This window comes from Sphingomonas sp. S-NIH.Pt15_0812 (assembly GCF_003951315.1).
Lineage (GTDB): Bacteria > Pseudomonadota > Alphaproteobacteria > Sphingomonadales > Sphingomonadaceae > Sphingomonas.
In genome coordinates, this window is the sequence record NZ_QLJH01000002.1 from 179,714 (window position 1) to 200,087 (window position 20,374).

Consider the following 20,374-nt stretch of genomic DNA (forward strand, 5'->3'; position numbering starts at 1 on the left):
GATCAACCGTCTCGACCATGCGGCGCGATGGATGCGGCCGTTGACGCCGCCGTCCGCCTCCGCCAATCCCATGCCATGGCCGATCCGCATCCCGACACGCGACGTTGCCTCCGCCCCCGGGTGATCGTCACCCGCGAATTGCCGGACCGGGTCCGGGCGCGGATGGAGGCGCTGTTCGACACGGTGCCGAGCGTGGACGATGCCAAATGGTCCGCCGAACGGCTGCACGGCGCCGTCGCCGAGTGCGATGTGCTGGTGCCGACCGTGACCGACCCGATCGACGCCGCCGTGATCGCCGCCGCCGGACCCCGCCTGCGCCTGATCGCCAATTTCGGTGCGGGCGTGAACCATATCGACCTGGCCGCCGCCCGGGCGCGTGGCATCATGGTCACCAACACGCCCGGCGTGCTGACCGAGGATACCGCCGACCTGACCATGGCGCTGATCGTCTCGGTTCCGCGCCGGCTGGCGGAGGGGGAGAAGCTGGTCCGCTCGGGCGAATGGGCCGGATGGAGCCCCAGCGGGATGCTCGGCCATCGGATCGGCGGCAAGACGCTGGGCATCGTCGGCATGGGCCGGATCGGCCAGGCGGTGGCGGCGCGCGCCCGCGCCTTCGGCCTGGCCATCCATTACCACAACCGCCATCGCCTGCCCGCCGTGCTGGAGGCGCAACTGGGCGCGACCTGGCACGCGGATCTGGATGATCTGCTCGCGGTCGCCGACATCGTCACCGTCCACACGCCGCTCAACGCCGAAAGCCGCATGCTGATCGATCGCCGGCGGATCGCGCTGATGCGCCCCCATGTCTTCCTGATCAACGCCAGTCGCGGCGGTATCGTCGACGAGGAGGCGCTGGTCGACGCACTGGAACAGGGGCGGCTTGCCGGGGCCGGGCTCGACGTGTGGGAGCACGAGCCGCGCATCGACCCGCGCCTGCTCGCCCTGCCCAATGTGGTGATGACGCCGCATATGGGCTCGGCGACCTATGAAAGCCGCGTGGCGAGCGGCGAGAAGGTGATCCAGAACATCCGCGCCTGGGCGGATGGCCACCGTCCGCCGGACCAGGTGCTGGACGGCTGGCGTTAGTTTCGCAGGCGGAACGCCGGGAACGATGCGGTTTGATCGGGATTAATGCGGCACCCCCGGAAAAAGGAGTGCCTTATGAAGACCTTGTTTGCTGGTAGCGCGCTGATCGTCGCGGCCCTGTCGATGTCGGCCTGCTCGACGCTGCGCGGTGCCGCGATCGGTGGCGCGGGTGGCGCGGGCGTGGCGGCGGCGACCGGCGGCAGCGTCGAAAAGGGCGCAGCGGTCGGCGGCACGGCCGGTGCAGTGGTCGGCACCGTCGCGGACTAAGGATTCCGCAGACAGCATATTGTTCCCCGGCGAAGGCCGGGGCCCAGGTGGGACGGCTTCGGAAACGGGGCGCTACGCGTCTTCGTGATCGTCAATCATCGGGCCCCCGGCCTTCGCCAACAGGGTCTCGCGGCCTAGACGGGGCTTAGAGCCCGGCCAGCCAATCCCCGATCATCCGCCGCCCAGCCGCGACGGCCAGCGGCCCCAGTCGCCCGTGATCCTCCACCAGCCGCTCCGGCGTCAGGCCGGCGCTGGCGATATAGTCTCGCCCCTCTTCCAGCCAGATGTCGAAGCGCGGGTCCTCGCCCATCTCGGCATGGAATTGCAGCGCCAGCACCCGCGGATCGACCGCGAAGGCCTGGTTGCAATAGCCCTCGGTCGAGGCGAGCCGGACCGCGCCCTCCGGCAGCGTGAAGGTGTCGCCATGCCAGTGCAGCACCTTCGTCTCCGCCAGCGCGGCGAGCGGCGAGGCTTCGCCGGCGGCGGTCAGGTGCAGGGGCGCGAAGCCGACCTCGCGCGCCGGGCCGGGATAGACCCGCGCACCCAGGGCCGCGGCGATCATCTGGCTGCCCAGGCAGATCCCCAGGGTCGGCAGGCCGGCCGCGATCCGCCGCCCGATCGCCGCCACTTCGGGCTCGATCCAGGGATAGGTATTTGTCTCGTAGACGCCCATCGGGCCGCCCATCACGATCAGCAGGTCGGCCGCGTCCAGCACGCCCCCGGCAAAATCGGCACTGTCCGCCGCCTGCCATTCCAGGGTGTAGCCCGCCGCCTCGATCGGCGCGCGATACCCTGCCGCGCCTTCATAATCGACATGGCGGAGGATCAGCGCGCGCTTGGCCACGATGGGGTCAGTCTCCCGTCAGGATGCGATCCACCAACTGCTTCACGCTCGGTACGAACCCGTTCGAGTAGAAGGGGTCCTTCTTGAAATTATAGGCGGCGTGACCGGCGAACATCAGGTTCTGCTCGGTATCTCCGCCATGGGCGATATCCTGCAGCGTCTTCTGGATGCAGAAGCTGCGCGGATCGGCGAGCCGGCCGGTCGAGTTGGTCTCGGTGTCCGCCCAGCTGGAGAACAGGCATTGCGACAGGCAGCCCATGCAGTCGGCCTGGTCCTTGCGGATTTCCTTGGCCTCCTCCGGGGTCACGAACACCAGCGTGTTGTCCGGCGTCTTCAACGCCAGGGTGAAGCCATGACCGAACCATTCGCGCGCGCGCAGCAGGTCGCCTTGCGTCACCCAGAAATTCTTGCCCTTCACGCCCACGTCGAGCTGGAAGACATGGTCGCCCGCTTCCTGCATCGAGAAGGCGATCTGCCGTTCCGACCGCGCCTCCAATGCGCGCAGGAAGGGATTGCGGACGGCCGAGGAATAGAAACCGGTCGGCGAGAAGCGATGGAGCAGCACGTCGCCCTCCTCGATCGTCATCAGCCGGTGCTTCCAATCGTCGGGGATCGGGCTTTCCCGCGTCAGCAGCGGGCGCGTGCCATATTGGAAGGCGATCGCGCCCAGTTCGGGATTGTCGATCCAGTCGTTCCAGTCGCGAAGATACCAGACGCCGCCGGCCATCACGATCGGCGTGCTGTCAGGAATGCCGCCCTCGCGCATCGTGTCGCGCAGCGCCTTGACTCGGGGATATGGATCCTCCGGCTTCAACGGGTCCTCGGCATTGGACAGGCCGTTATGGCCGCCGGCCAGCCAGGGGTCCTCATAGACCACCGCCGCCAGCCAGTTCGCCGCCTTGGAATAGGCGCGCTTCCACAAGGCGCGGAAGGCACGACCCGAGGAGACGATCGGCAGATACGACACTTCGTAGGAGGCCGCGATCTCCGACAGCTTGTACGGCATGCCCGCGCCGCAGGTGACGCCCGCCACCATGCCGCGCGTCCGCTCCAGCACGCCGTGCAGCACCCGCTGCGCGCCGCCCATCTCCCACAACACGTTGATGTTGATCGCGCCCTTGCCGCCGGCGATGTCGAAGGCGCGACGCACCTGCTCGACCGCGCCGTCGATGGCATATTGGATCAGTTCCTCGTGCCGGTCGCGCCGCGTCAGCGCGCGATAGATCTGCGGCACGATCTTGCCGTCGGGATCATAGCTGTCGGCATTGACGGCCGAGACGGTGCCGATGCCGCCCGCCGCCGCCCAGGCCCCGGCCGAGGCATGGTTGGTCGCGGCGACGCCCTTGCCCCCCTCCACCAGCGGCCAGACTTCGCGGCCGTTATAGTTGATGGGAGAGAGGCCTTTGAACACGGGACACATACCTTCCGGGAAATCGTGCCCATCCCTATACCGATTTGTTCCGGCGGTGCGAGGGCAAAGCTGCGCGAAACCTTAATCTGGGAATAGCGTCCGGCGTCAGCCCAGCGCGCCGGGCTGGCCGAGCGCTCCTTCGTACAGCGCCTTGTAGCGGTGGATCATCACCGCCTCGTCATAGTCGGCGAGCGCCTTTCGCCGGTTCGCGGCGCCCACGGAGCGCCGCAGGTCGGCGTCCTTCATCAGCGCCTGGATCACGTCGCGCAGGCGCACCTCGGTCGGAAATTCGGCGATGAACGGCAGGTTTTCCGGCGCGACCATGCGCCGCACATCGCCCAGCGGCAGGCTGGCGACCGGCAGGCCCGCCGCCATCGCCTCGACCACCGCGATCGGGAACTGCTCCGCCTCCGACGACACCGCCAGCAGGTCGAAGGCGCCGAGCATGTCGTAGCTCCGCTCCAACGGGCCGGGCAGGACCAGCCGGTCGTCGATCCCCATCGCCATCGCGGCACGCTCGATCGCCGCGCGCTCCGGTCCCTCGCCCACGATCACCAGCCGGAACCTGCCCGACAGGCCGCCACAGGCGCGGACCAGCGCCGGGAAATTCTTGATCGGCGTCAGGCTGCCGATCGCGCCGATCACCACCTCGCCCGCCTTGCGGTCCAGGCCGGGGATCGCGCCCTTCTTCGCCGGCTGGCCATAGGCGCGGGTGGCGATGCCGGTGACGATGCGGTGGACGCGCGCGGCCGGCTGCTTCCAGGCGCGCAACGCGATCTCCTCCAGCGTCTCCGACGGCACGGCCAGTGCATGGGCGGCGGACAGCGCCGCGCGACGATAGAGGTTGCGCTCGATCTTCAGCCCGTTGGCCTCGTCGCCGGTGAAGCCGTCCTCGTGATGGACCAGTGGCGGCATGTCCTTGCCGAAGACGCGCCGCGCCATCACCCCGTCGATCGCCCCCCAGTCATAGGTCAGCACCAGGTCGAACCGGCGCATGAACTTGGCGATCGCCTCGTATCGGCCGACCGAGGGCCGTCCGGCGAGCGGCGGCGGGTTCTGCGCGATCTCGTAACGGACGCCGCTTGCGATCCGCGCCCGCGCGCCGAGCGCCGCCGGATCGGCGGAGACGATGACATGCCGCGCCCGCTCGCCCCAGGCCTGCATCAGCCGCGCCGCGCGCGCCTCCTTGCCGCCGAGGTCGAAGGAGGAATGGAGGTGGAGGATCGACAGAGGTGCGCTCATCTCCCTCGCCTAGCCGATGCGGCGGCCGGTTTGAACCGGTACGATCTTACGCCTTTGTTCGAAAGGAAGCCGCCAACCGCTACAATATACACAGTATCTTAACGGATTCGATAAATCCAAAATGGTCGAATCGACAATGTGGAAAGGTCGCTTGCAAATGGCGGCGGAATGTTGCTTTTGCTGCCGTGCACCATATTCAGGATCGTGCCTGTAGCGGTGAAACAAAGGGAATTACCATGAAGATCAAGTCGATCGTCGCAACTGCCTGCATCGCCACCCTGAGCGCCACCCCGGTTCTCGCCGCACCCGCAAACAGTGCGGCCAGCCTGTCGGTCGCCAAGTCGGTGCGTGCCTCGGCTCCTTCGAAGAAGGGCAACAAGCTTGCGGCACCGGGCGCGATCATCGGCCTGATCGGAGCGGCGGCGATCATCGCGGGCGGCGTCATCATCGCCGTCGACGACAATTCGGACAGCAACTAAGTCCGTTGCTTTCCCCGGTCAGGCGAAGGTCGACCGGGGGATATGGGTGATGCGGCAGGCCAGATCGGCCTCGCCGCTCGCCACGACATACTCCTCCCCCTGCTCCACGATGCCGGTCGTAAAGACGACATTCTCGAGATAGAGCAGGTCCTTCAGCGGCTCGGTCAGGGTCGGTGCCGGCTCCAGCAGCGGCGCATGTTCGGTCGCGACGGTGACCGACGGGTCATAGCGATCCAGGATCGACCAATAGGTACGATAGACGCCGACCACGCCCGATGGCTCGACTCCGTGCCACAGCGTCAGCCAGCCGCGCGGCGTCAGGATCGGCGGGGTGCCGCCGCCCATGCGCGCGGTCGCCACCGTGGCGGCATGGGGCCGGATGCCCGGCTTGTCATAGGGCTTCCAGTGCAGCGCGTCGGGCGAACTCGCCAGGTTGATCGACGGACCGGCCCGCCATTCGCTGTCCGGCGGATAGGCGAAATACAGGTCGCCGAGCGGCCGGGTCTGCGCCCAGAACTTGCCGCCGACCTTGCCTTCGAAAATCAGCATGTCCTTGTTCTGATGGTCGAGGACGATGCCCTCCAATACCCAGTCCAGCGCATCGTCGCTGGTATAGAGCGTCGTCGCATGGCGTTCCGGGCTGACCGAGCAGGTGGTCATGTAATAGCGGCCATCGACGCGGCTGATCCGCGCATCCTCCAGGCCATAGCATTGGTAGTCGGCGGTCGGCGCGATCGCCCGGTCGTAATGGATGGCGACCACCGAGGTCCCGTCCGGCGACAGCTCGACGGGCAGCAGCCAGGACAGGCTGGTCAGCGCCATCACCTTCCACCCGCCGCCGCGCATCATGAACTTGCGGGGATCGGCGGTGTCGACCAGCGCCAGCGGCCAGGCATCGAGCCGATAGCCCTCCGCCGTCCAGCGGATCGCATGGACATGTCCGTCCCGGATCGGCTGGCGCAGCGCCTCCGCCACCCGCACCATCATCAGCAGATTGCCGTTCGCCAGCCGGGTCAGCCCCGGATTGAACGCACCCAGCACATAGGTCTCGGCATCGATCCGCCCCGCCAGCGGCGAGCGGGTGAGATCGACGTCATGCGGCGTGAAGATGATCTGATCGAAGGCCATGGCGTGGAGACGCGTTGCGGCGGGGGCGGTTCCGCCTAGGACCCGTCGACCCGCGCCAGCAGCCGCTCGATCCCCGCCAGCGCCTCCGGCTCGGTCAGCATCGGCGCATGGCCGACGCTCGGCACCGTCACCAGTTCGGCATCGGGCAGCGCCTCCGCCATCCGCCGCGCCGTGGCGGCACCCAGCACGTCGGACCGCTCGCCGCGCACCAGCAGCACGGGCACCCCGCCCAGGCCGCCCAGCGCCTGCCACATGTCCGGCCCCGTCTCCGCGCCCGGCACCCGGAACGGCTCGGCGATCTTCAGGTCGTAATCGAGCACGATCCGCCCGGCGGAGGTCACGCGGTAAAGCCGCTTGGCCATCGCCAGCCAATCGGCCAGTCCCCAATGCGGATAGATGTCGCGCTGCGCCTCCGCCAGCGTTCGCGCGGCGTGCAACCAGGTCGGGCAGCTCGATCCGCGACCGACATAGCCCCGGATGCGCGCGATGCCCGCCGCCTCCAGTTCGGGGCCGATATCGTTCAGCACCGCGCCCGCAATCCGCTCGCGCGCGGGGCCGGTCAGCAGCATAGTCACGATCCCGCCCAGCGACGTTCCGACCGCTACGAACCGCGCGATCCCCCGGTCCGCCAGCAGCGCCAGCACGTCCTGCACATAGGTGAGCGGGACATAGCTCATCGCGTCGCGCGCATAGCCGCTCTCGCCCCGGCCGCGAAAATCGACCGCGATCACCCGCCGGCGACCCGCCATCGCCTCGGCCAGGGCCGCGAAGTCGCGCGCGTTGCGGGTCAGGCCGGGGAGGCAGATCAGCGGCGGGACGCCCGCATCCCCGGGATAATCCCGTGCGTGCAGGCGGATGCCGTCATTCGACCACCAGAAGATGTTCTCATACGCCGCCATGTTGCACCCCCGCCGTGGAGCCCCCCATATCGCGTCATGCCCCACAGCCCGCAAGCATATCGCCCAAGCACCGCATTGCTCGACCTCGGCCCCGATTTCTGGGACCCGGTGGCGGCGGCGGACTTCCCGCAGACGATGCTCCGCTACCGCAACGACCGCGCCGCCGCGTCGATCGGCCTCGCCGGGCTGAACGAAGCCGAATGGCTCGGCCATTTCGGCCGATTTCAGCCGCTGCCCGACACATTGCCCCAGCCGCTGGCGCTACGCTATCACGGCCATCAGTTCCGCAGCTACAATCCCGATATCGGCGACGGGCGCGGCTTCACCTTCGCGCAGATGCTCGACGATCGCGACCGGCTGATGGACCTCGGCACCAAGGGCTCGGGCCAGACGCCCTATAGCCGGTTCGGCGACGGCCGGCTGACGCTGAAGGGCGGCGTGCGCGAGATCCTGGCGACCGAGATGCTGGAGGCCTTGAACGTCCCCACCTCGCGCACCCTGTCGCTGATCGAGACGGGCGAGTCGCTGGACAGGGGCGACGAACCCTCCCCGACCCGCTCCGCCGTGCTGGTCCGGCTGAGCCACGGCCATATCCGCATCGGCAGCTTCCAGCGGCTTGCCTGGTTCCAGGACGAGGCGGCGATGCGGCGGCTAGTCGATTACGTGCTGGTCGAACTGCACGGACAGGCGCCGGGCGATCCGGTACGGATGCTGGCCAATATCGTTGAGCGTACCGCCGTGCTGGCGGCGCGCTACATGGCGGCCGGGTTCGTCCATGGCGTGCTCAACACCGACAATATCAACGTCACCGGCGAAAGCTTCGATTATGGCCCCTGGCGGTTCGCCCCGACCTGGAACCCGGGTTTCACCGCCGCTTATTTCGACCATCAGGGCCTTTACGCCTTCGGCCGCCAGCCCGAGGCGATCGGCTGGAACGTCGCGCAGCTCGCCGCGACCTTGCGGCTGGTGGCGGAGAGCGATCCTCTGATCGCCGCGCTGGAGGGATTCGCCGGCCATTTCCACCCCGCCCTGGTCGAGGCGATGCTATGGCGGCTCGGCGTCCGGCCGCGTGGGGCCGAGGAGGATCGCGCGTTGGTCCGCGCGCTGGAGCGGACCCTGCGCGCCACCCAGGCTCCTATCGACCGGCTGTTCTTCGACGCCTTTGGTGGCCGCCTGCCCGACAGCTACGATACCGAGTGGGACGAGGTGCGCAGCCGTCTGGCCCCCTATGCCCCCCGCAAGGACCGCGCCCATGCCTATTGGTCGGACGAACCCTGCGCGATGCTGATCGACGAAGTGGAGGCGATCTGGGCTCCGATCGCCGCCGAGGACGACTGGTCGCAGTTGGACGGAAAGGTGGCGGCGATCCGCGCCATGGGCGAGGCGCTGGCCTGATCCGTCCCGAAACGGCACAAGGCCCTCCCCCCATCGACCGGCTGGACCTGAACGCGGCACGACTTCATAGAGTGAGGATGGGCGAGCTAGTCAGCCATGAACCTGCCACGGGCGCGGAACTGGCCCGCCTGCCGATCGGCGATGCCGACACGGAGGTCGAGGCGGCCCGCGCGTCCTGGGCTGGATGGGCGGCGCAGGCGCTGTCCTATCGCGTCGAGACGCTGCGCCGTTTCGCCAATGTGGTGCGCCAGCGGCACGAGCCCTTCGCAGACCTGATCGCGCGCGAAACCGGCAAGCCCCTGTGGGAGGCACGGACCGAAGTCGATTCGGTGATCGCCAAGGTCGACATATCGGTCGCCGCCTACGCCGAGCGCACCTCGCAGCGTCGCATGGAAGGCCAGATGGGCTCGCGCATGGCAATCCGGCACAAGCCGCATGGCGTGCTCGCGGTGCTTGGCCCCTATAATTTCCCGGCGCATCTGCCCAACGGACATATCGTCCCTGCGCTGCTCGCGGGCAATGCGGTGGTCTTCAAGCCGTCCGAGAAGACACCGGCGACCGGCCGCTTCCTGGTCGAATGCCTCCATGCCGCCGGCGTACCGGAGGGGTGCGTTCGCCTGCTGGTCGGCGGCCCGGCGGAGGGGCGCGCCCTGTCGGCGCATCCCGGCATCGACGGACTGCTGTTCACCGGATCGGCGCGGACCGGCCTGGCGCTCAACCGCCAGTTCGCCGAGCATCCGGAGAAGATCCTGGCGCTGGAAATGGGCGGCAACAATCCGATCGTCGTCTGGGACACGCCCGACCTGCACAGCGCGGCGGTGCTGGTGATCCAGTCCGCCTTCACCAGCGCCGGACAGCGCTGCACCGCCGCACGGCGGCTGATCGTCGAGGCGCGGCTGGCCGATGCCCTCCTCGCCATCCTTGACGACATGGTCGGGCGGCTGATCGTCGGTGCGCCGCATGACGACCCCGCGCCCTTCATGGGTCCGGTGATCGACAATGACGCGGCGGACCATCTGTCGGAAAGCTTTCTGGGGCTGGTGATGCGCGGCGGCCGCGCGATCCGCCATCTGGCCCGCCCCGATCCCGACCGTCCCTTCCTGATCCCGGGCCTGATCGACGTGACCGCCATGGCCGACCGGCCCGATGGCGAGCTGTTCGGCCCAATTCTCCAGATCGTGCGCACCGACGATTTCGACACCGCGCTCGCCGAGGCGAACGCCACCCGCTACGGCCTGTCCGCCAGCCTGGTCAGCCAGACGCCGGCGCTCTACGACCGCTTCTGGGCGACGATCCGCGCGGGCATCGTCAACTGGAACAAGCCGACCAACGGCGCGGCGTCCAATGCGCCGTTCGGCGGCATCGGCTGGTCGGGCAATCATCGGCCATCCGCCTATTACGCCGCCGATTACTGCGCCTATCCGGTGGTCAGCAGCGAAGCCGACTCCGCCCGCGCCGCGATCGGCGTGGGGTTGCGGGACGGCTGAGCCCGAGACGTGACCTCGACCTGAAAACGTCATTGCGAGCGCAGCGAAGCAATCCAAAGCCGCGCGCGTGACGCCCTGGATCGCTTCGCCACGCTCGCAATGACGGCTTGGGTCAACCCGATGTCATCCTGCGCCAGGCTGCCCCTGCCCCGCTCTCCTGTTCCCCGGCGAAGGCCGGGGCCCAGTTGGGGGACGATCATGACGACGCGCAACGCTGGATAACCACAGCCTTCCCGACTGGACCCCGGCCTTCGCCGGGGAACAGGCGGGGGAACGCCTCGCGTTACCGCCGTCCGCGCCAGATCCTGACCGAGGCGTTGGGCGACAGCCCACCCTGATGCGCGGGGCAACGCTGGTAACGGAAGCCCTTGTCGAGACACAGCCACACTTCGTCCAGCCAGCCGTTCCGGTCCGCCGTCACGCGCATCATGTCCGGGGTCAGCCCCGGATTGGCGCGCGCCATCGCCTGGGCGAACTGCCCGGCGGTCAGGGGCTCGCGCGACAGCGCCTCCATGTCGGGATAGCGCAGCTTGCGATAGAGCGCGGCGGAGCGGTTGAAATAGCTTTTTGGCGTCTCGCCCGCCATGCAGGTGCCGTGCTTGGACCATTCATGCTGCATCAGCTGCGCCGATGGCGTGGCGCAGAGATGGGCGCGGATCACCGGGCGCGGCAACAACGGGGTCGCCCGGCAATATTGCGGCCAGTCCTTGCCGATGCCGTCCGGCCACAATCCATGCAGCGTGAAGCCGAAGCGATTGCCGCTGCCGCATTGCAGCCGCGCGCTCGCCTCGTCGCCATTCTCGCGGCAGTAGCGGGGCGCCCAGGTGATCGCCAGGGTATAGCCACCGATCGGCAGCACGCGGCGGGGCTGACCATCGCTCGGCAGGTCGGGATGTGGGCGCGGCACGGCATTGGGGATCGCGCATTTATAGGCCTGGGCCTGCACCGCCGACGGCACGACCATCAAGGCCGCCGCCATCCATCCGAACCGCACGATCACAACTCCTTCTCCGTCACCACCCTATCCTCTTCCCAATCGTCATGCGGCCACGCGAAGAAGGCGCGCGCGGTCGGCCGGAACAACAATACCGCGCCGATCACCGTCAGCACCACCTGCACGACATTGACCACGCCGAGCGGCCCCAGCGCCACCTGTCCCGTCCCGATCTGGTAGAGGAGCGAGATCGCGCCCAGCCCGGTCAGCGCGATCAGCAGGCCGCGCGCGATCCGGCTGCCGCGCCGGGTAGTGAACAGGATCAGCAGCAGGAACGCGCCGACCGTGAAGGCCGTCACGCCGCCCGCCAGCCCGGCGCCATAGGCATCGACCAGCGGCCGCCATACCATCAGCGAACTGACGAGCAGCAGCGCGGTGCCGCCGAGATAGAATTGCTCGGCCGTGACGATGGATTTCGGGCGCACGCTTTTCCCCTTGCACAAGCATCCGGCTTCTACCGCCGATCCTGCCGGCTGAGAACCGTTCGTTTCGCGCGCATAACGCTGTCGATCGGGGGACGATCCGGGAAGAGCGGGTCGCTCCCTCCCCACGCCGCTTCATATTCCCCCGGCAAAGGCGGGAGAACAGCAATACCGGACGACGTCAGACCGCCGCGAAATCCAGTCCGATATCGGCCGCCGGCGCCGACTGGGTCAGGCGGCCGACGCTGACATAGGTCACGCCGCTCGCGGCGATCGCGCGGATCGTGTCGAGCCGCACGCCGCCCGACGCCTCGGTCGGCACCCGCCCGTCGACCAGGGCGACCGCCTCGGCCAGCATCTGCGGCCCCATATTGTCGAGCAGCAGATGCGTCGCACCTGCCGCCAGCGCCGATTCGATCTGGTCCAGCCGGTCGACCTCGACGATGATGCGCTCGATCCCCGCCGCCACCGCGCGCGCCACCGCCGGGCCGACGCCGCCCGCGACCGCGACGTGATTGTCCTTGATCATCGCCGCGTCCCACAGGCCCATGCGATGGTTCTGCGCGCCGCCCATCCGCGTCGCATATTTCTCCAGCAGGCGGAGACCCGGGATCGTCTTGCGCGTGTCGAGCAACGTGGCACCCGTCCCCGCGATCGCATCGACATAGGTCGCGGTCAGCGTCGCGATGCCGGACAGATGCTGCACCGTGTTGAGCGCCGATCGCTCGGCGGTCAGCATCGCGCGCGCCGCACCGGACAAGCGCATCAGCTCGGTGCCCGCCACGACCCGCGCCCCGTCCTCGACCAGCCGCTCGATCGCCACATCCGGGTCGAGCGTGCGGAAGAACGCCTCGGCAATCTCCAGCCCGGCGACGGTGATCGCCTCGCGACTGTCCATCACGCCGGTGAAGCGTGCCTCGGCCGGGATCACCGCCTGGCTGGTGATGTCACCGCCCGGCCCCAGATCCTCCGCCAGCGTGGCGGCGACGAAGGCGGCGCAGTCGAAACCGTCCGGCAGCATCAGTCGCCCGTCACCGCTGCGGCGGGCTTGGCGGGGCCGAGATCGCCCTGCCCGACGGTGGCGCTGGCCATTTCCAGCATCGCGTCCAGGCTCTTCTTGGCGCGCAGCCGCAGATCCTCGTCGATCTCGATGCGCGGGGTCAGGTCGCGCAGCGCCAGATAGAGCTTCTCCATCGTGTTCAGCGCCATATAGGGGCAGATATTGCAGTTGCAGTTGCCGTCCGCGCCGGGCGCGCCGATGAAGCGCTTCTCCGGCATCGCCTTTTCCATCTGGTGGATGATATGCGGCTCGGTCGCGACGATCAGCGTGTCGCCGGGCATGGCCTGCGCATATTCCAGGATGCCGCGGGTCGAGCCGACATAATCGGCATGGTCCAGGATCACCGCCGGGCATTCCGGATGCGCGGCGACCGGTGCGCCGGGATGCTGCGCCTTGAGCTTGAGCAATTCGGTTTCCGAGAACGCCTCGTGCACGATGCACACGCCCGGCCACAACAGCAGTTCGCGGCCCGTCTTGCGCGCCAGATAGCCGCCCAGATTGCGGTCGGGGCCGAAGATGATCTTCTGCTCCGGCGGGATCTTCGCCAGGATCGCCTCTGCGGAGGAGGAGGTGACGATCACGTCGGACAGCCCCTTCACCTCGGCCGAGCAGTTGATATAGGTCAGCGCGATATGGTCGGGATGCGCGGCGCGGAACGCGGCGAACTGTTCCGGCGGGCAGCTATCCTCCAGCGAACAGCCGGCGGCCATGTCGGGCAGCACCACGATCTTGTCGGGCGACAGGATCTTCGCCGTCTCCGCCATGAAGCGCACGCCGCAAAAGGCGATCACATCGGCATCGGTCGCCTGCGCCTTGCGGCTGAGGTCCAGGCTGTCGCCGACGAAATCGGCGATGTCCTGCAAGGCCGGTTCCTGATAATAATGGGCCAGGATCACGGCGTTACGCTCCTTGCGCAGCCGATCGATCTCGGCGCGCAGGTCCATGCCCGTCAGGCTGCCGCCCATCCCAATCCTAGCATCCATGCCATTCGGTCCCGTTATGATCCGCCCGCCATGGCGGCCCCGCGCGCCGGGATCAAGCAGGATCGGCTTATCGCCGGTTGGCCAGCACCTCGTCGATCGAGCGCGACACGTCCCAGCGCTCGTCATTGGCGACGGGCTCGTCGGCGAAGCGCACGACCACCTTGGCGTCGACCCCCACCGCGCGCAGCGGCATGGTGAAGCTGCGCTCGACCGCGCGGCGCGACGCGTCGCGGGCCAGCGCCATCGCGGTCGGCTCGCGCGCCTGGCGCAGCAACTCGGCCTGGCCGGCGCGGCGGTTGGCGGCGTCGAGCTGCGCCTCGGCATTGGTGAAGGTCGACAGCACCCCGCCCGAGCCATATTCGCGGGTGGCGTTCAGATCGACCTGCGGCCCGTCCACCTCGACCGGCGGCAGGCGCACCGACAGCGTGTGCGTCTCCGGGTTCCAGGCGACGTCGCGCTGGGTCAGCTTGGCGAGATCGACCTCGTAGCGGACGGTGCCCGGCATGATCAGCGTCTTCTGCGTCTGGAAGCCGAGCTGCGACTGGGTGGAGGTGACGACCGCGACATAGCGCGCGGCGAAGGCCGACAGGCGGTTCTGCTCGCGCAGCCCTTGCAGGCTGGCGGAGGCGACGGTGACCGGATCGGGGGTCAGCCGCTCGGTGACATAGCGCTGCACGCCCCACAGCGCGATCAGCACCGCCAGCACCAGCAGCACCAGCACGCCCGCCGTCTTGGCCAGGAAGGCGCCGATGCCGCCGCCCCGTGCGGGTGCGACGACCGCGCCCGTGGTCCGTTCCGCCTCTACGCCGCGATCCGCCATCCTGCTCCTTCCTCGGCCACCAGGCCCCGCTTCCTCAGATCATGGAGATGCGCCAGCACCGACCGTTCCGCCGCCGGCACCAGGCGCGGGTCGAGCCCCGCATAGAGGCGCGCGACCAGCTCCGGCACCGCCCAGACGCCCTCGCCCAGCCGGCGCAGGATCTGCCCCTCGCGCTGGCGGCGATGGCCCAGCATCCCGCGCACCAGCCGCGCCGGACTGTCCACCGCCTCGCCATGCCCCGGATAGAAGACGCGGTCGTCGCGCCCCATCAGCTTCTCCAGGCTGGCCATGTAGTCGCCCATGTCGCCATCGGGCGGCGACACGACGCTGGTCGCCCATCCCATCACATGGTCGCCGGAAAAGAGCGCCTTCGTCTCCGGCAGCACGAAGCAGAGATGGTTGGAGGTGTGGCCGGGTGTCGCCAGCGCGGTCAGCGTCCAGCCCTGCCCCGCCACCGACTCCGCCTCCGCCAGCACGCGGTCGGGTGCATAGTCGCGGTCGAAGGCGGCGTCGGACCGGCCGCCCTCATAATCCGGCGCAAAGGGCGCGGCGCCGACGATCGGCGCGCCCGTCGCGCGGGCGAGCGGCCGGGTGGCGGGGCTATGGTCGCGGTGATGATGCGTGACCAGGATCGCGCGTACCGGTCGGCCGTCGATCGCGCGGATCAGCGCGGCGATGTGCGCGGGATCGTCCGGCCCCGGATCGATCACCGCCAGGTCCGTCTCACCGACCAGATAGGATTGGGTGCCCGTATAGGTATAGGCCGAGGCATTGGGCGCGAGCAGTCGCGTGACCAGCGGCTCCAGCGCCATCGGAATCCCGGTCGGTAGCTCGGCCATCGTTCGCGAAATGGCCCGACATGGCGCGGCGCGCAAGGGCGAAAACCCCTGCGCGCGCCTGCGGACCCCGCCGCGATGGCGGGAGCCGACGGATCAATCCTTCCCGATTTCCGCCATTTGCTGGCGCAGATCGGCCATCGATTCATCGATTCCGGCCAGCGCCTCGCGCTGCCCCTCGGCAGGGATCGATGCGTTGCTGGCGAGCGCGGCACGGGCCGTCTCCAGGCCGGACAGCGCCGCCGTCATCGACTCGCGCTGGATTCGAACCTGGTCCGCCTCGGTCAATCGCCCGGCCCGCGCCGCCGCCTGGATGCGGTCGGTGCAGATGACGGTCGAGCGATGGCCGTTGCTGGTGCGGCTGACGACATAGGCCTTGCCGCCCGTGTCCGGGCCGCAGTTGCCCGAGCGGATATCGACCATCGCCCGCATCTCGGCCGCCGTCGGCATTCCGGCGAGCGGGCGCGGCGGAACCGGCGGGGTGGGCAGCGCGACGCCCATCGCCGAGGCGGCACCTGGCGCGGCCGGAGCGGCTGGCGCGACCGGGGCCTGGAGCGCGCGCGGCGCGACCGGCGGCACGGGCGGCACGGGGGCGGGATGATCGGCTAGATAGGCCTCCGCCGCCGAGCCTTCATAGGTGGTGGTCTTGCCGTTCTTCACCACGACGACGCGGGTCGTCCTGCCGCTGCGCGCATCCGGGATGGCGGGCGTCTTCACCATGGGCGGCATGGCGGGCATGGCGGGCATCGCCCCGCCCGTCGCCTCGCCCATCCGGGCGGCGATGGCGGCGGTGGCGCTGGTGCCCGAGGCGGTGCCAATCAGCCCCGCCGTCACCACGCCCAGCACCGCGGCGGCCCCGGTCGTCAGCCGCGTGCGCGACGGCTTGGCAATCGTCAGCATCTTCAGTCTCCCTTTCAGATCGGTGATGGTGTGCAGGTGGCAGGCCGCCGACACCGCGCCGCCATGCGCCGCCTTGACGATGGCGCAGGCATAGATGTGGCGATCGGCGCGGCTGCGGCCGGCCAGCACCCGGGCGTCGTTGGCCAGTTCCTGGTCGGCGCGGAAGGCGCGAAACGCGCGCCATGCCAGCGGGTTGAACCAATGGAGCGCAAGCACCGCCAGCGCCGCCCAGTTGGCCACCAGATCGCCGCGCTGGTGATGGCCCAGCTCGTGCGCCAGGGCGAGCGACCGCTCGTCCGCGTCATAGCGTTCGTCGAAGTCACGCGGGAAGGCGACGAAGCGGCGCTTGATCCCGAAGGCGAGCGGCCCGGTGGCATGATGGCTCTCGACCACCGCCACGCCATCGATCCGGTCGAGCAGCCGCGCGTCGCGCAGCAATCGCCGGCAGAAGCGCCGGTGCGACAGGCAATGATGGACGAAGAAGGCGAGCGCCCCCGCCAGCCACAGCCCCGCGCCGATCGCCAGCCAGTCGATCCCGCCCCAATCGAACCCCGTCGCCGCGACCGGCACGGCGGCGGCGGCCATCGCCGGTGCCTCGGCGACGGGAGCGGTGCCCGGCAGGATCAGCACCGTCACCGCGTCGCTGGCGCGCGAGATCGGCATCGCCGCCTGCTCACGCCACGATGCCGGCATCGGCGGCAGCACCAGCCGGAGCGCCGGCAGCGCCCACAGGCCATAGGCGATCTGCGGCCCGAAGATGCGCCGCACCGGGCCCCGCACCAGCAGCACCAGCGCCATCAGCAGCGCCGACGCCAACAAGGCCTCCGCCCCCCAGGCGGCGAGGGCCGCGGTCATGCCTTCAGATCCTTCAGCAGCGCCTCGATCTCGGCGATGTCGCGCTGGGTCAGTTCGTCCCGTTCGGCCAGATGCGCGACCAGCGGGGTCAGCCGACCGCCGAACAGCCGGTCGATCAGCCGCCGCGACTCGCCGCTGACATAGTCGTCGCGCTGGACCAGCGGGCGATAGAGATAGCGGCGGCCATCCTCCTCATGCGCGATCGCCGCCTTGGCGAGCAGCCGGCCGAGCAATGTCTTGACGGTATTGGCGCTCCAGCCGCGGGCCGGGTCGACCCGTTCGGCGACATCCTGCGCCGTCAGCGGCGCCTCCTCCCACAGAACCTCCATCACGGCATGTTCCGCATCGCTGATCCGCTCGGCCACGACTCGCCTCCTTTGTGATTACAGCCGTAGTCACATCGATTACGAGTGTAGTCAATACCCGTCCGGGGGGATCGTTTTCACCAGGATGCAACCTTGCCGGCGCACGATCCTTGACGCCGTGCAGCAAAGAGGACGCCCATGACCGACACCCGCACCGAAACCGACTCGATCGGCGCGATCGAAGTTCCCGCCACCGCCTATTGGGGCGCGCAGACCGAACGCAGCCTGGAGAATTTCCCCTTCGGCGCGCGCGAGCAGATGCCGATCGGCATCGTCCATGCGCTCGCCATCGTGAAGCGCGCGGCGGCGCGGGTGAACCGCGACCATGGGCTGGACGATGCCAAGGCCGATGCGATCGACGCGGCCGCCGCCGAGGTGATCGATGGCCGGCTGGACGACCAGTTCCCGCTGGTCATCTGGCAGACCGGCAGCGGCACCCAGTCGAACATGAACGTCAACGAGGTGATCGCCGGCCGCGCCAACGAGATGCTGACTGGCGCGCGCGGCGGCAAGGTGCCGGTCCATCCCAATGACGACGTCAATCGCGGCCAGTCCTCGAACGACAGCTTCCCGACCGCGCTGCATGTCGCGGCCGCCCTGGCGGTGACGCGCACGCTGCTCCCCGCGCTCGACCATCTCCATGCGGCGCTGGATGCCAAGGCGACGGCGTGGGACGACATCGTCAAGATCGGTCGCACCCATTTGCAGGATGCGACGCCGCTGACGCTGGGCCAGGAATTCTCCGGCTATGCCGCACAGCTCGCCAGCGCGCGGGCGCGGATCGAGGGGACGCTGGCCCGCAACATCCTGCCCCTGGCGCAGGGCGGCACGGCGGTCGGCACCGGGCTCAACGCACCGGCCGGCTTCGCCGAGGCGGTGGCGGCGGAGATCGCGGCGCTGACCGGTCTGGGATTCGTCACCGCCGCCAACAAGTTCGAGGCGCTCGCTGCCAATGACGGGCTGGTCGACCTGCATGGCACGCTCAACGTGCTGGCGGTGGCGCTGACCAAGATCGCCAACGACATCCGGCTGCTCGGCTCCGGCCCGCGCTCGGGCCTGGGCGAACTCGACCTGCCGGCGAACGAGCCGGGCAGCTCGATCATGCCCGGCAAGGTCAATCCGACCCAGAACGAGATGCTGACGATGGTCGCGGCCCAGGTGATGGGCAACAATGTCGCGGTCACGGTGGGCGGCCTCCAGGGTCATCTGGAACTCAATGTCTTCAAGCCGCTGATCGGCGCAAACGTGCTGCGCTCGATCGACCTGCTCGCCACCGGCATGACCAGCTTCGCCGACCGGACGGTGGCCGGCATGACCGCCAATCGCGCCCGCATCGCCGAACTGGTCGACCGGTCGCTGATGCTGGTCACCGCGCTGGCGCCCGAGATCGGCTACGACAATGCCGCCAAGATCGCCAAGCACGCCCATGCGGAAGGGTTGACGCTGAAGGAGGCGGGACTGGCGCTGGGTCTGGTCGATGCCGAGACGTTCGACCGCGTGGTGCGGCCCGAGGCGATGATCGGCCGCTAAGGGAACTCCCAGGGCGGTCCGACGCTTATCCTGGTATACGAGGAGATGCTTTCGTGAGTGCAACCACCATCGGCGCCCTGGTCGGCGGCGTGATCGATTCGATGAGCGGCGACGACGACTCCAGCTGGGACGGCGCGCTGAAAGGCGCGATCATCGCCAATGCGTTGAAGGTCGCGGTGCCCATGGCGATCACCTACGCGGTCGGCTGGGCGGTGTTGCGGGGAGCCGGCGGACTCGTGGACGTCGTGAAGGGAGACAAGTAATGATCGGCAAGATTATCGGTGCTCTGGTGGGCCGCGAGATGGATCGTCGCGATGGCCGCGGTGGGTTGAAGGGGGCCGCCATGGGGGCGCTGGTCGGTGGCGGCCTGCGTCGCATGGGTCCGCTCGGCATGTTGCTGGGCGGCGGCTATGTCGCGAAGAAGGCCTATGACCGCCGTCGCGCCTCGCGGATGGAGCCGCGCGGCTTCTAAGGCGGTTTCCACCCGGATTTCGGGCGGTCGACCGGACGACGGTCGGCCGCCTTTCGGCGTATCGGCTTGACGGCCCGGCCCCGGCTTGGCCAAAGGCGGGCATGGCGCACTATCCCCCGACCGACGCCCATGGCCTGAAGCGCCGTGGGATGCTCTTCGTCCTGTCCTCCCCCTCCGGCGCCGGCAAGTCGACGATCGCGCGCAAGCTGCTGGCGGACGAGCCCGAACTCGCCCTGTCCGTGTCGGCGACGACCCGGCCGGCGCGCTCCGGCGAGATCGACGGCAAGGATTACCACTTCGTCGATCTGGAGGAATTCCGCCGCATGGTCGCGGACGACGAATTCCTGGAATGGGCGCATGTCTTCGGCAATCGCTATGGCACGCCGCGCGCGCAGGTCGAGGCGATGCTCGCCGCCGGCAAGGACGTGCTGTTCGACATCGACTGGCAGGGCGCGCAGCAGCTCTTCCAGATCGCGGGCGGCGACGTGGTGCGCGTGTTCATCTTCCCACCCTCGATGGAAGAGCTGCGCGACCGACTCGAACGCCGCGCCACCGACTCGGTCGAGGTGATCGACGCCCGCATGGCGCGCGCCGCCAACGAGGTCAGCCACTGGGACGGCTATGACTATGTGCTGGTCAATGACGATGTCGAGGAGTGTTTCCGCGGCGTGAAGACGATCCTGGCGGCGGAACGCCTCAAGCGCTCGCGCCAGACCGGGCTGATCGGCTTCATTCGCCGGCTGACGCGCTAGGCCCTGCCGTTCCCCTGCCAAGGCGGGGGAACGCAGTGCGGGTCGACAACCCACGGACGGTAAACGACAAACCGTCCATCCCGCGACAAGCCCGACTTTGCTGCGGCGCACCAAAGCTTGCTGTCTTTTCCGGGCCGTGCCAGCAAC

General features: G+C 68.9%; 22 protein-coding genes. 9 read left to right on the forward strand and 13 right to left on the reverse strand.

The features are described from left to right. The first annotated feature begins 75 nt into the window (after positions 1–75). The gene (locus BRX43_RS02160; protein ID WP_125993256.1) at positions 76–1,086 is read left to right on the forward strand and encodes a D-glycerate dehydrogenase; all 1,011 of its coding nucleotides are present in this window, start codon (positions 76–78) and stop codon (positions 1,084–1,086) included. Positions 1,087–1,161: 75 nt separating this feature from the next. Next, positions 1,162–1,353: a hypothetical protein gene (locus BRX43_RS02165; protein WP_125993181.1), complete on the forward strand. Its 192-nt coding sequence runs from the start codon at positions 1,162–1,164 to the stop codon at positions 1,351–1,353. Between the two features lie 145 nt (positions 1,354–1,498). On the opposite strand, the gene BRX43_RS02170 is transcribed toward BRX43_RS02165, so the two are convergent. The 3 genes from BRX43_RS02170 to BRX43_RS02180 all read right to left on the reverse strand — a co-directional run bounded on the left by BRX43_RS02170 (position 1,499) and on the right by BRX43_RS02180 (position 4,850). Beyond that, positions 1,499–2,197, reverse strand: coding sequence for a glutamine amidotransferase (locus BRX43_RS02170; RefSeq protein ID WP_125993182.1), 699 nt, complete (start codon positions 2,195–2,197; stop codon positions 1,499–1,501). Positions 2,198–2,204: 7 nt separating this feature from the next. Continuing rightward, positions 2,205–3,608 carry a nitronate monooxygenase gene (locus BRX43_RS02175; protein WP_125993183.1) on the reverse strand — a complete coding sequence of 468 codons (1,404 nt, stop codon included), beginning with the start codon at positions 3,606–3,608 and terminating at the stop codon, positions 2,205–2,207. Positions 3,609–3,713: 105 nt separating this feature from the next. Then, entirely contained in the window at positions 3,714–4,850 is a 1,137-nt protein-coding gene (locus tag BRX43_RS02180; RefSeq protein WP_125993184.1) for a glycosyltransferase family 4 protein, read from the reverse strand. A 236-nt stretch (positions 4,851–5,086) separates the two neighbouring features. On the opposite strand from BRX43_RS02180, the gene BRX43_RS02185 reads away from it, so the two are divergent. Further along, entirely contained in the window at positions 5,087–5,329 is a 243-nt protein-coding gene (locus BRX43_RS02185) for a hypothetical protein (RefSeq protein ID WP_125993185.1), read from the forward strand. Between the two features lie 18 nt (positions 5,330–5,347). Here BRX43_RS02185 and BRX43_RS02190 read toward each other — a convergent pair whose 3' ends face one another. Both BRX43_RS02190 and BRX43_RS02195 read right to left on the reverse strand, forming a co-directional pair. Continuing rightward, complete coding sequence (locus BRX43_RS02190; protein ID WP_125993186.1) at positions 5,348–6,457, reverse strand: glycosidase; 1,110 nt, start codon at positions 6,455–6,457, stop codon at positions 5,348–5,350. A gap of 35 nt (positions 6,458–6,492) precedes the next feature. Further along, positions 6,493–7,356, reverse strand: coding sequence for an alpha/beta hydrolase (locus BRX43_RS02195; protein ID WP_125993187.1), 864 nt, complete (start codon positions 7,354–7,356; stop codon positions 6,493–6,495). 36 nt (positions 7,357–7,392) lie between these two features. Here BRX43_RS02195 and BRX43_RS02200 point away from each other — a divergent pair, with 36 nt between their 5' ends. Continuing rightward, the gene (locus BRX43_RS02200; RefSeq protein WP_125993188.1) at positions 7,393–8,751 is read left to right on the forward strand and encodes a protein adenylyltransferase SelO family protein; all 1,359 of its coding nucleotides are present in this window, start codon (positions 7,393–7,395) and stop codon (positions 8,749–8,751) included. A 77-nt stretch (positions 8,752–8,828) separates the two neighbouring features. Further along, a complete protein-coding gene (gene astD, locus BRX43_RS02205) occupies positions 8,829–10,238 on the forward strand; it encodes a succinylglutamate-semialdehyde dehydrogenase (RefSeq protein WP_125993189.1) in 1,410 nt (469 codons plus the stop codon). Between the two features lie 283 nt (positions 10,239–10,521). On the opposite strand, the gene BRX43_RS02210 is transcribed toward astD, so the two are convergent. The 8 genes from BRX43_RS02210 to BRX43_RS02245 form a co-directional block, all read right to left on the reverse strand. Next, positions 10,522–11,217: a ribonuclease T gene (locus tag BRX43_RS02210; protein ID WP_125993257.1), complete on the reverse strand. Its 696-nt coding sequence runs from the start codon at positions 11,215–11,217 to the stop codon at positions 10,522–10,524. 17 nt (positions 11,218–11,234) lie between these two features. After that, positions 11,235–11,657, reverse strand: coding sequence for a hypothetical protein (locus BRX43_RS02215; RefSeq protein WP_125993190.1), 423 nt, complete (start codon positions 11,655–11,657; stop codon positions 11,235–11,237). Between the two features lie 178 nt (positions 11,658–11,835). After that, positions 11,836–12,675: a carboxylating nicotinate-nucleotide diphosphorylase gene (gene nadC, locus BRX43_RS02220; RefSeq protein WP_125993191.1), complete on the reverse strand. Its 840-nt coding sequence runs from the start codon at positions 12,673–12,675 to the stop codon at positions 11,836–11,838. Continuing rightward, on the reverse strand, positions 12,675–13,697 hold the full coding sequence (nadA, locus tag BRX43_RS02225) for a quinolinate synthase NadA (RefSeq protein WP_125993192.1): 1,023 nt from the start codon (positions 13,695–13,697) through the stop codon (positions 12,675–12,677). The genes nadC and nadA overlap by 1 nt, the downstream gene beginning before the upstream one ends. 67 nt (positions 13,698–13,764) lie before the next feature. Next, positions 13,765–14,517 (reverse strand): DUF4230 domain-containing protein, encoded by a 753-nt coding sequence (locus BRX43_RS02230; protein WP_125993193.1) that lies wholly within the window; start codon positions 14,515–14,517, stop codon positions 13,765–13,767. Then, a complete protein-coding gene (locus tag BRX43_RS02235; RefSeq protein WP_125993194.1) occupies positions 14,499–15,356 on the reverse strand; it encodes an MBL fold metallo-hydrolase in 858 nt (285 codons plus the stop codon). Before BRX43_RS02235 ends, BRX43_RS02230 begins: the two co-directional genes overlap by 19 nt. Positions 15,357–15,449: 93 nt before the next feature. Continuing rightward, positions 15,450–17,108, reverse strand: coding sequence for a M56 family metallopeptidase (locus BRX43_RS02240; RefSeq protein ID WP_125993195.1), 1,659 nt, complete (start codon positions 17,106–17,108; stop codon positions 15,450–15,452). Continuing rightward, the gene (locus tag BRX43_RS02245; protein WP_125993196.1) at positions 17,105–17,473 is read right to left on the reverse strand and encodes a BlaI/MecI/CopY family transcriptional regulator; all 369 of its coding nucleotides are present in this window, start codon (positions 17,471–17,473) and stop codon (positions 17,105–17,107) included. Before BRX43_RS02245 ends, BRX43_RS02240 begins: the two co-directional genes overlap by 4 nt. A gap of 138 nt (positions 17,474–17,611) precedes the next feature. On the opposite strand from BRX43_RS02245, the gene fumC reads away from it, so the two are divergent. The 4 genes from fumC (at position 17,612) to gmk (ending at position 20,227) form a co-directional block, all read left to right on the forward strand. Beyond that, positions 17,612–19,003 carry a class II fumarate hydratase gene (gene fumC / locus BRX43_RS02250; protein ID WP_125993197.1) on the forward strand — a complete coding sequence of 464 codons (1,392 nt, stop codon included), beginning with the start codon at positions 17,612–17,614 and terminating at the stop codon, positions 19,001–19,003. A 53-nt stretch (positions 19,004–19,056) separates the two neighbouring features. Continuing rightward, positions 19,057–19,266 carry a hypothetical protein gene (locus tag BRX43_RS02255; protein ID WP_125993198.1) on the forward strand — a complete coding sequence of 70 codons (210 nt, stop codon included), beginning with the start codon at positions 19,057–19,059 and terminating at the stop codon, positions 19,264–19,266. Further along, a complete protein-coding gene (locus tag BRX43_RS02260; protein WP_125993199.1) occupies positions 19,266–19,475 on the forward strand; it encodes a hypothetical protein in 210 nt (69 codons plus the stop codon). Before BRX43_RS02255 ends, BRX43_RS02260 begins: the two co-directional genes overlap by 1 nt. A gap of 101 nt (positions 19,476–19,576) precedes the next feature. Continuing rightward, positions 19,577–20,227, forward strand: coding sequence for a guanylate kinase (gmk, locus tag BRX43_RS02265; protein ID WP_206433066.1), 651 nt, complete (start codon positions 19,577–19,579; stop codon positions 20,225–20,227). Positions 20,228–20,374 lie beyond the last annotated feature (147 nt).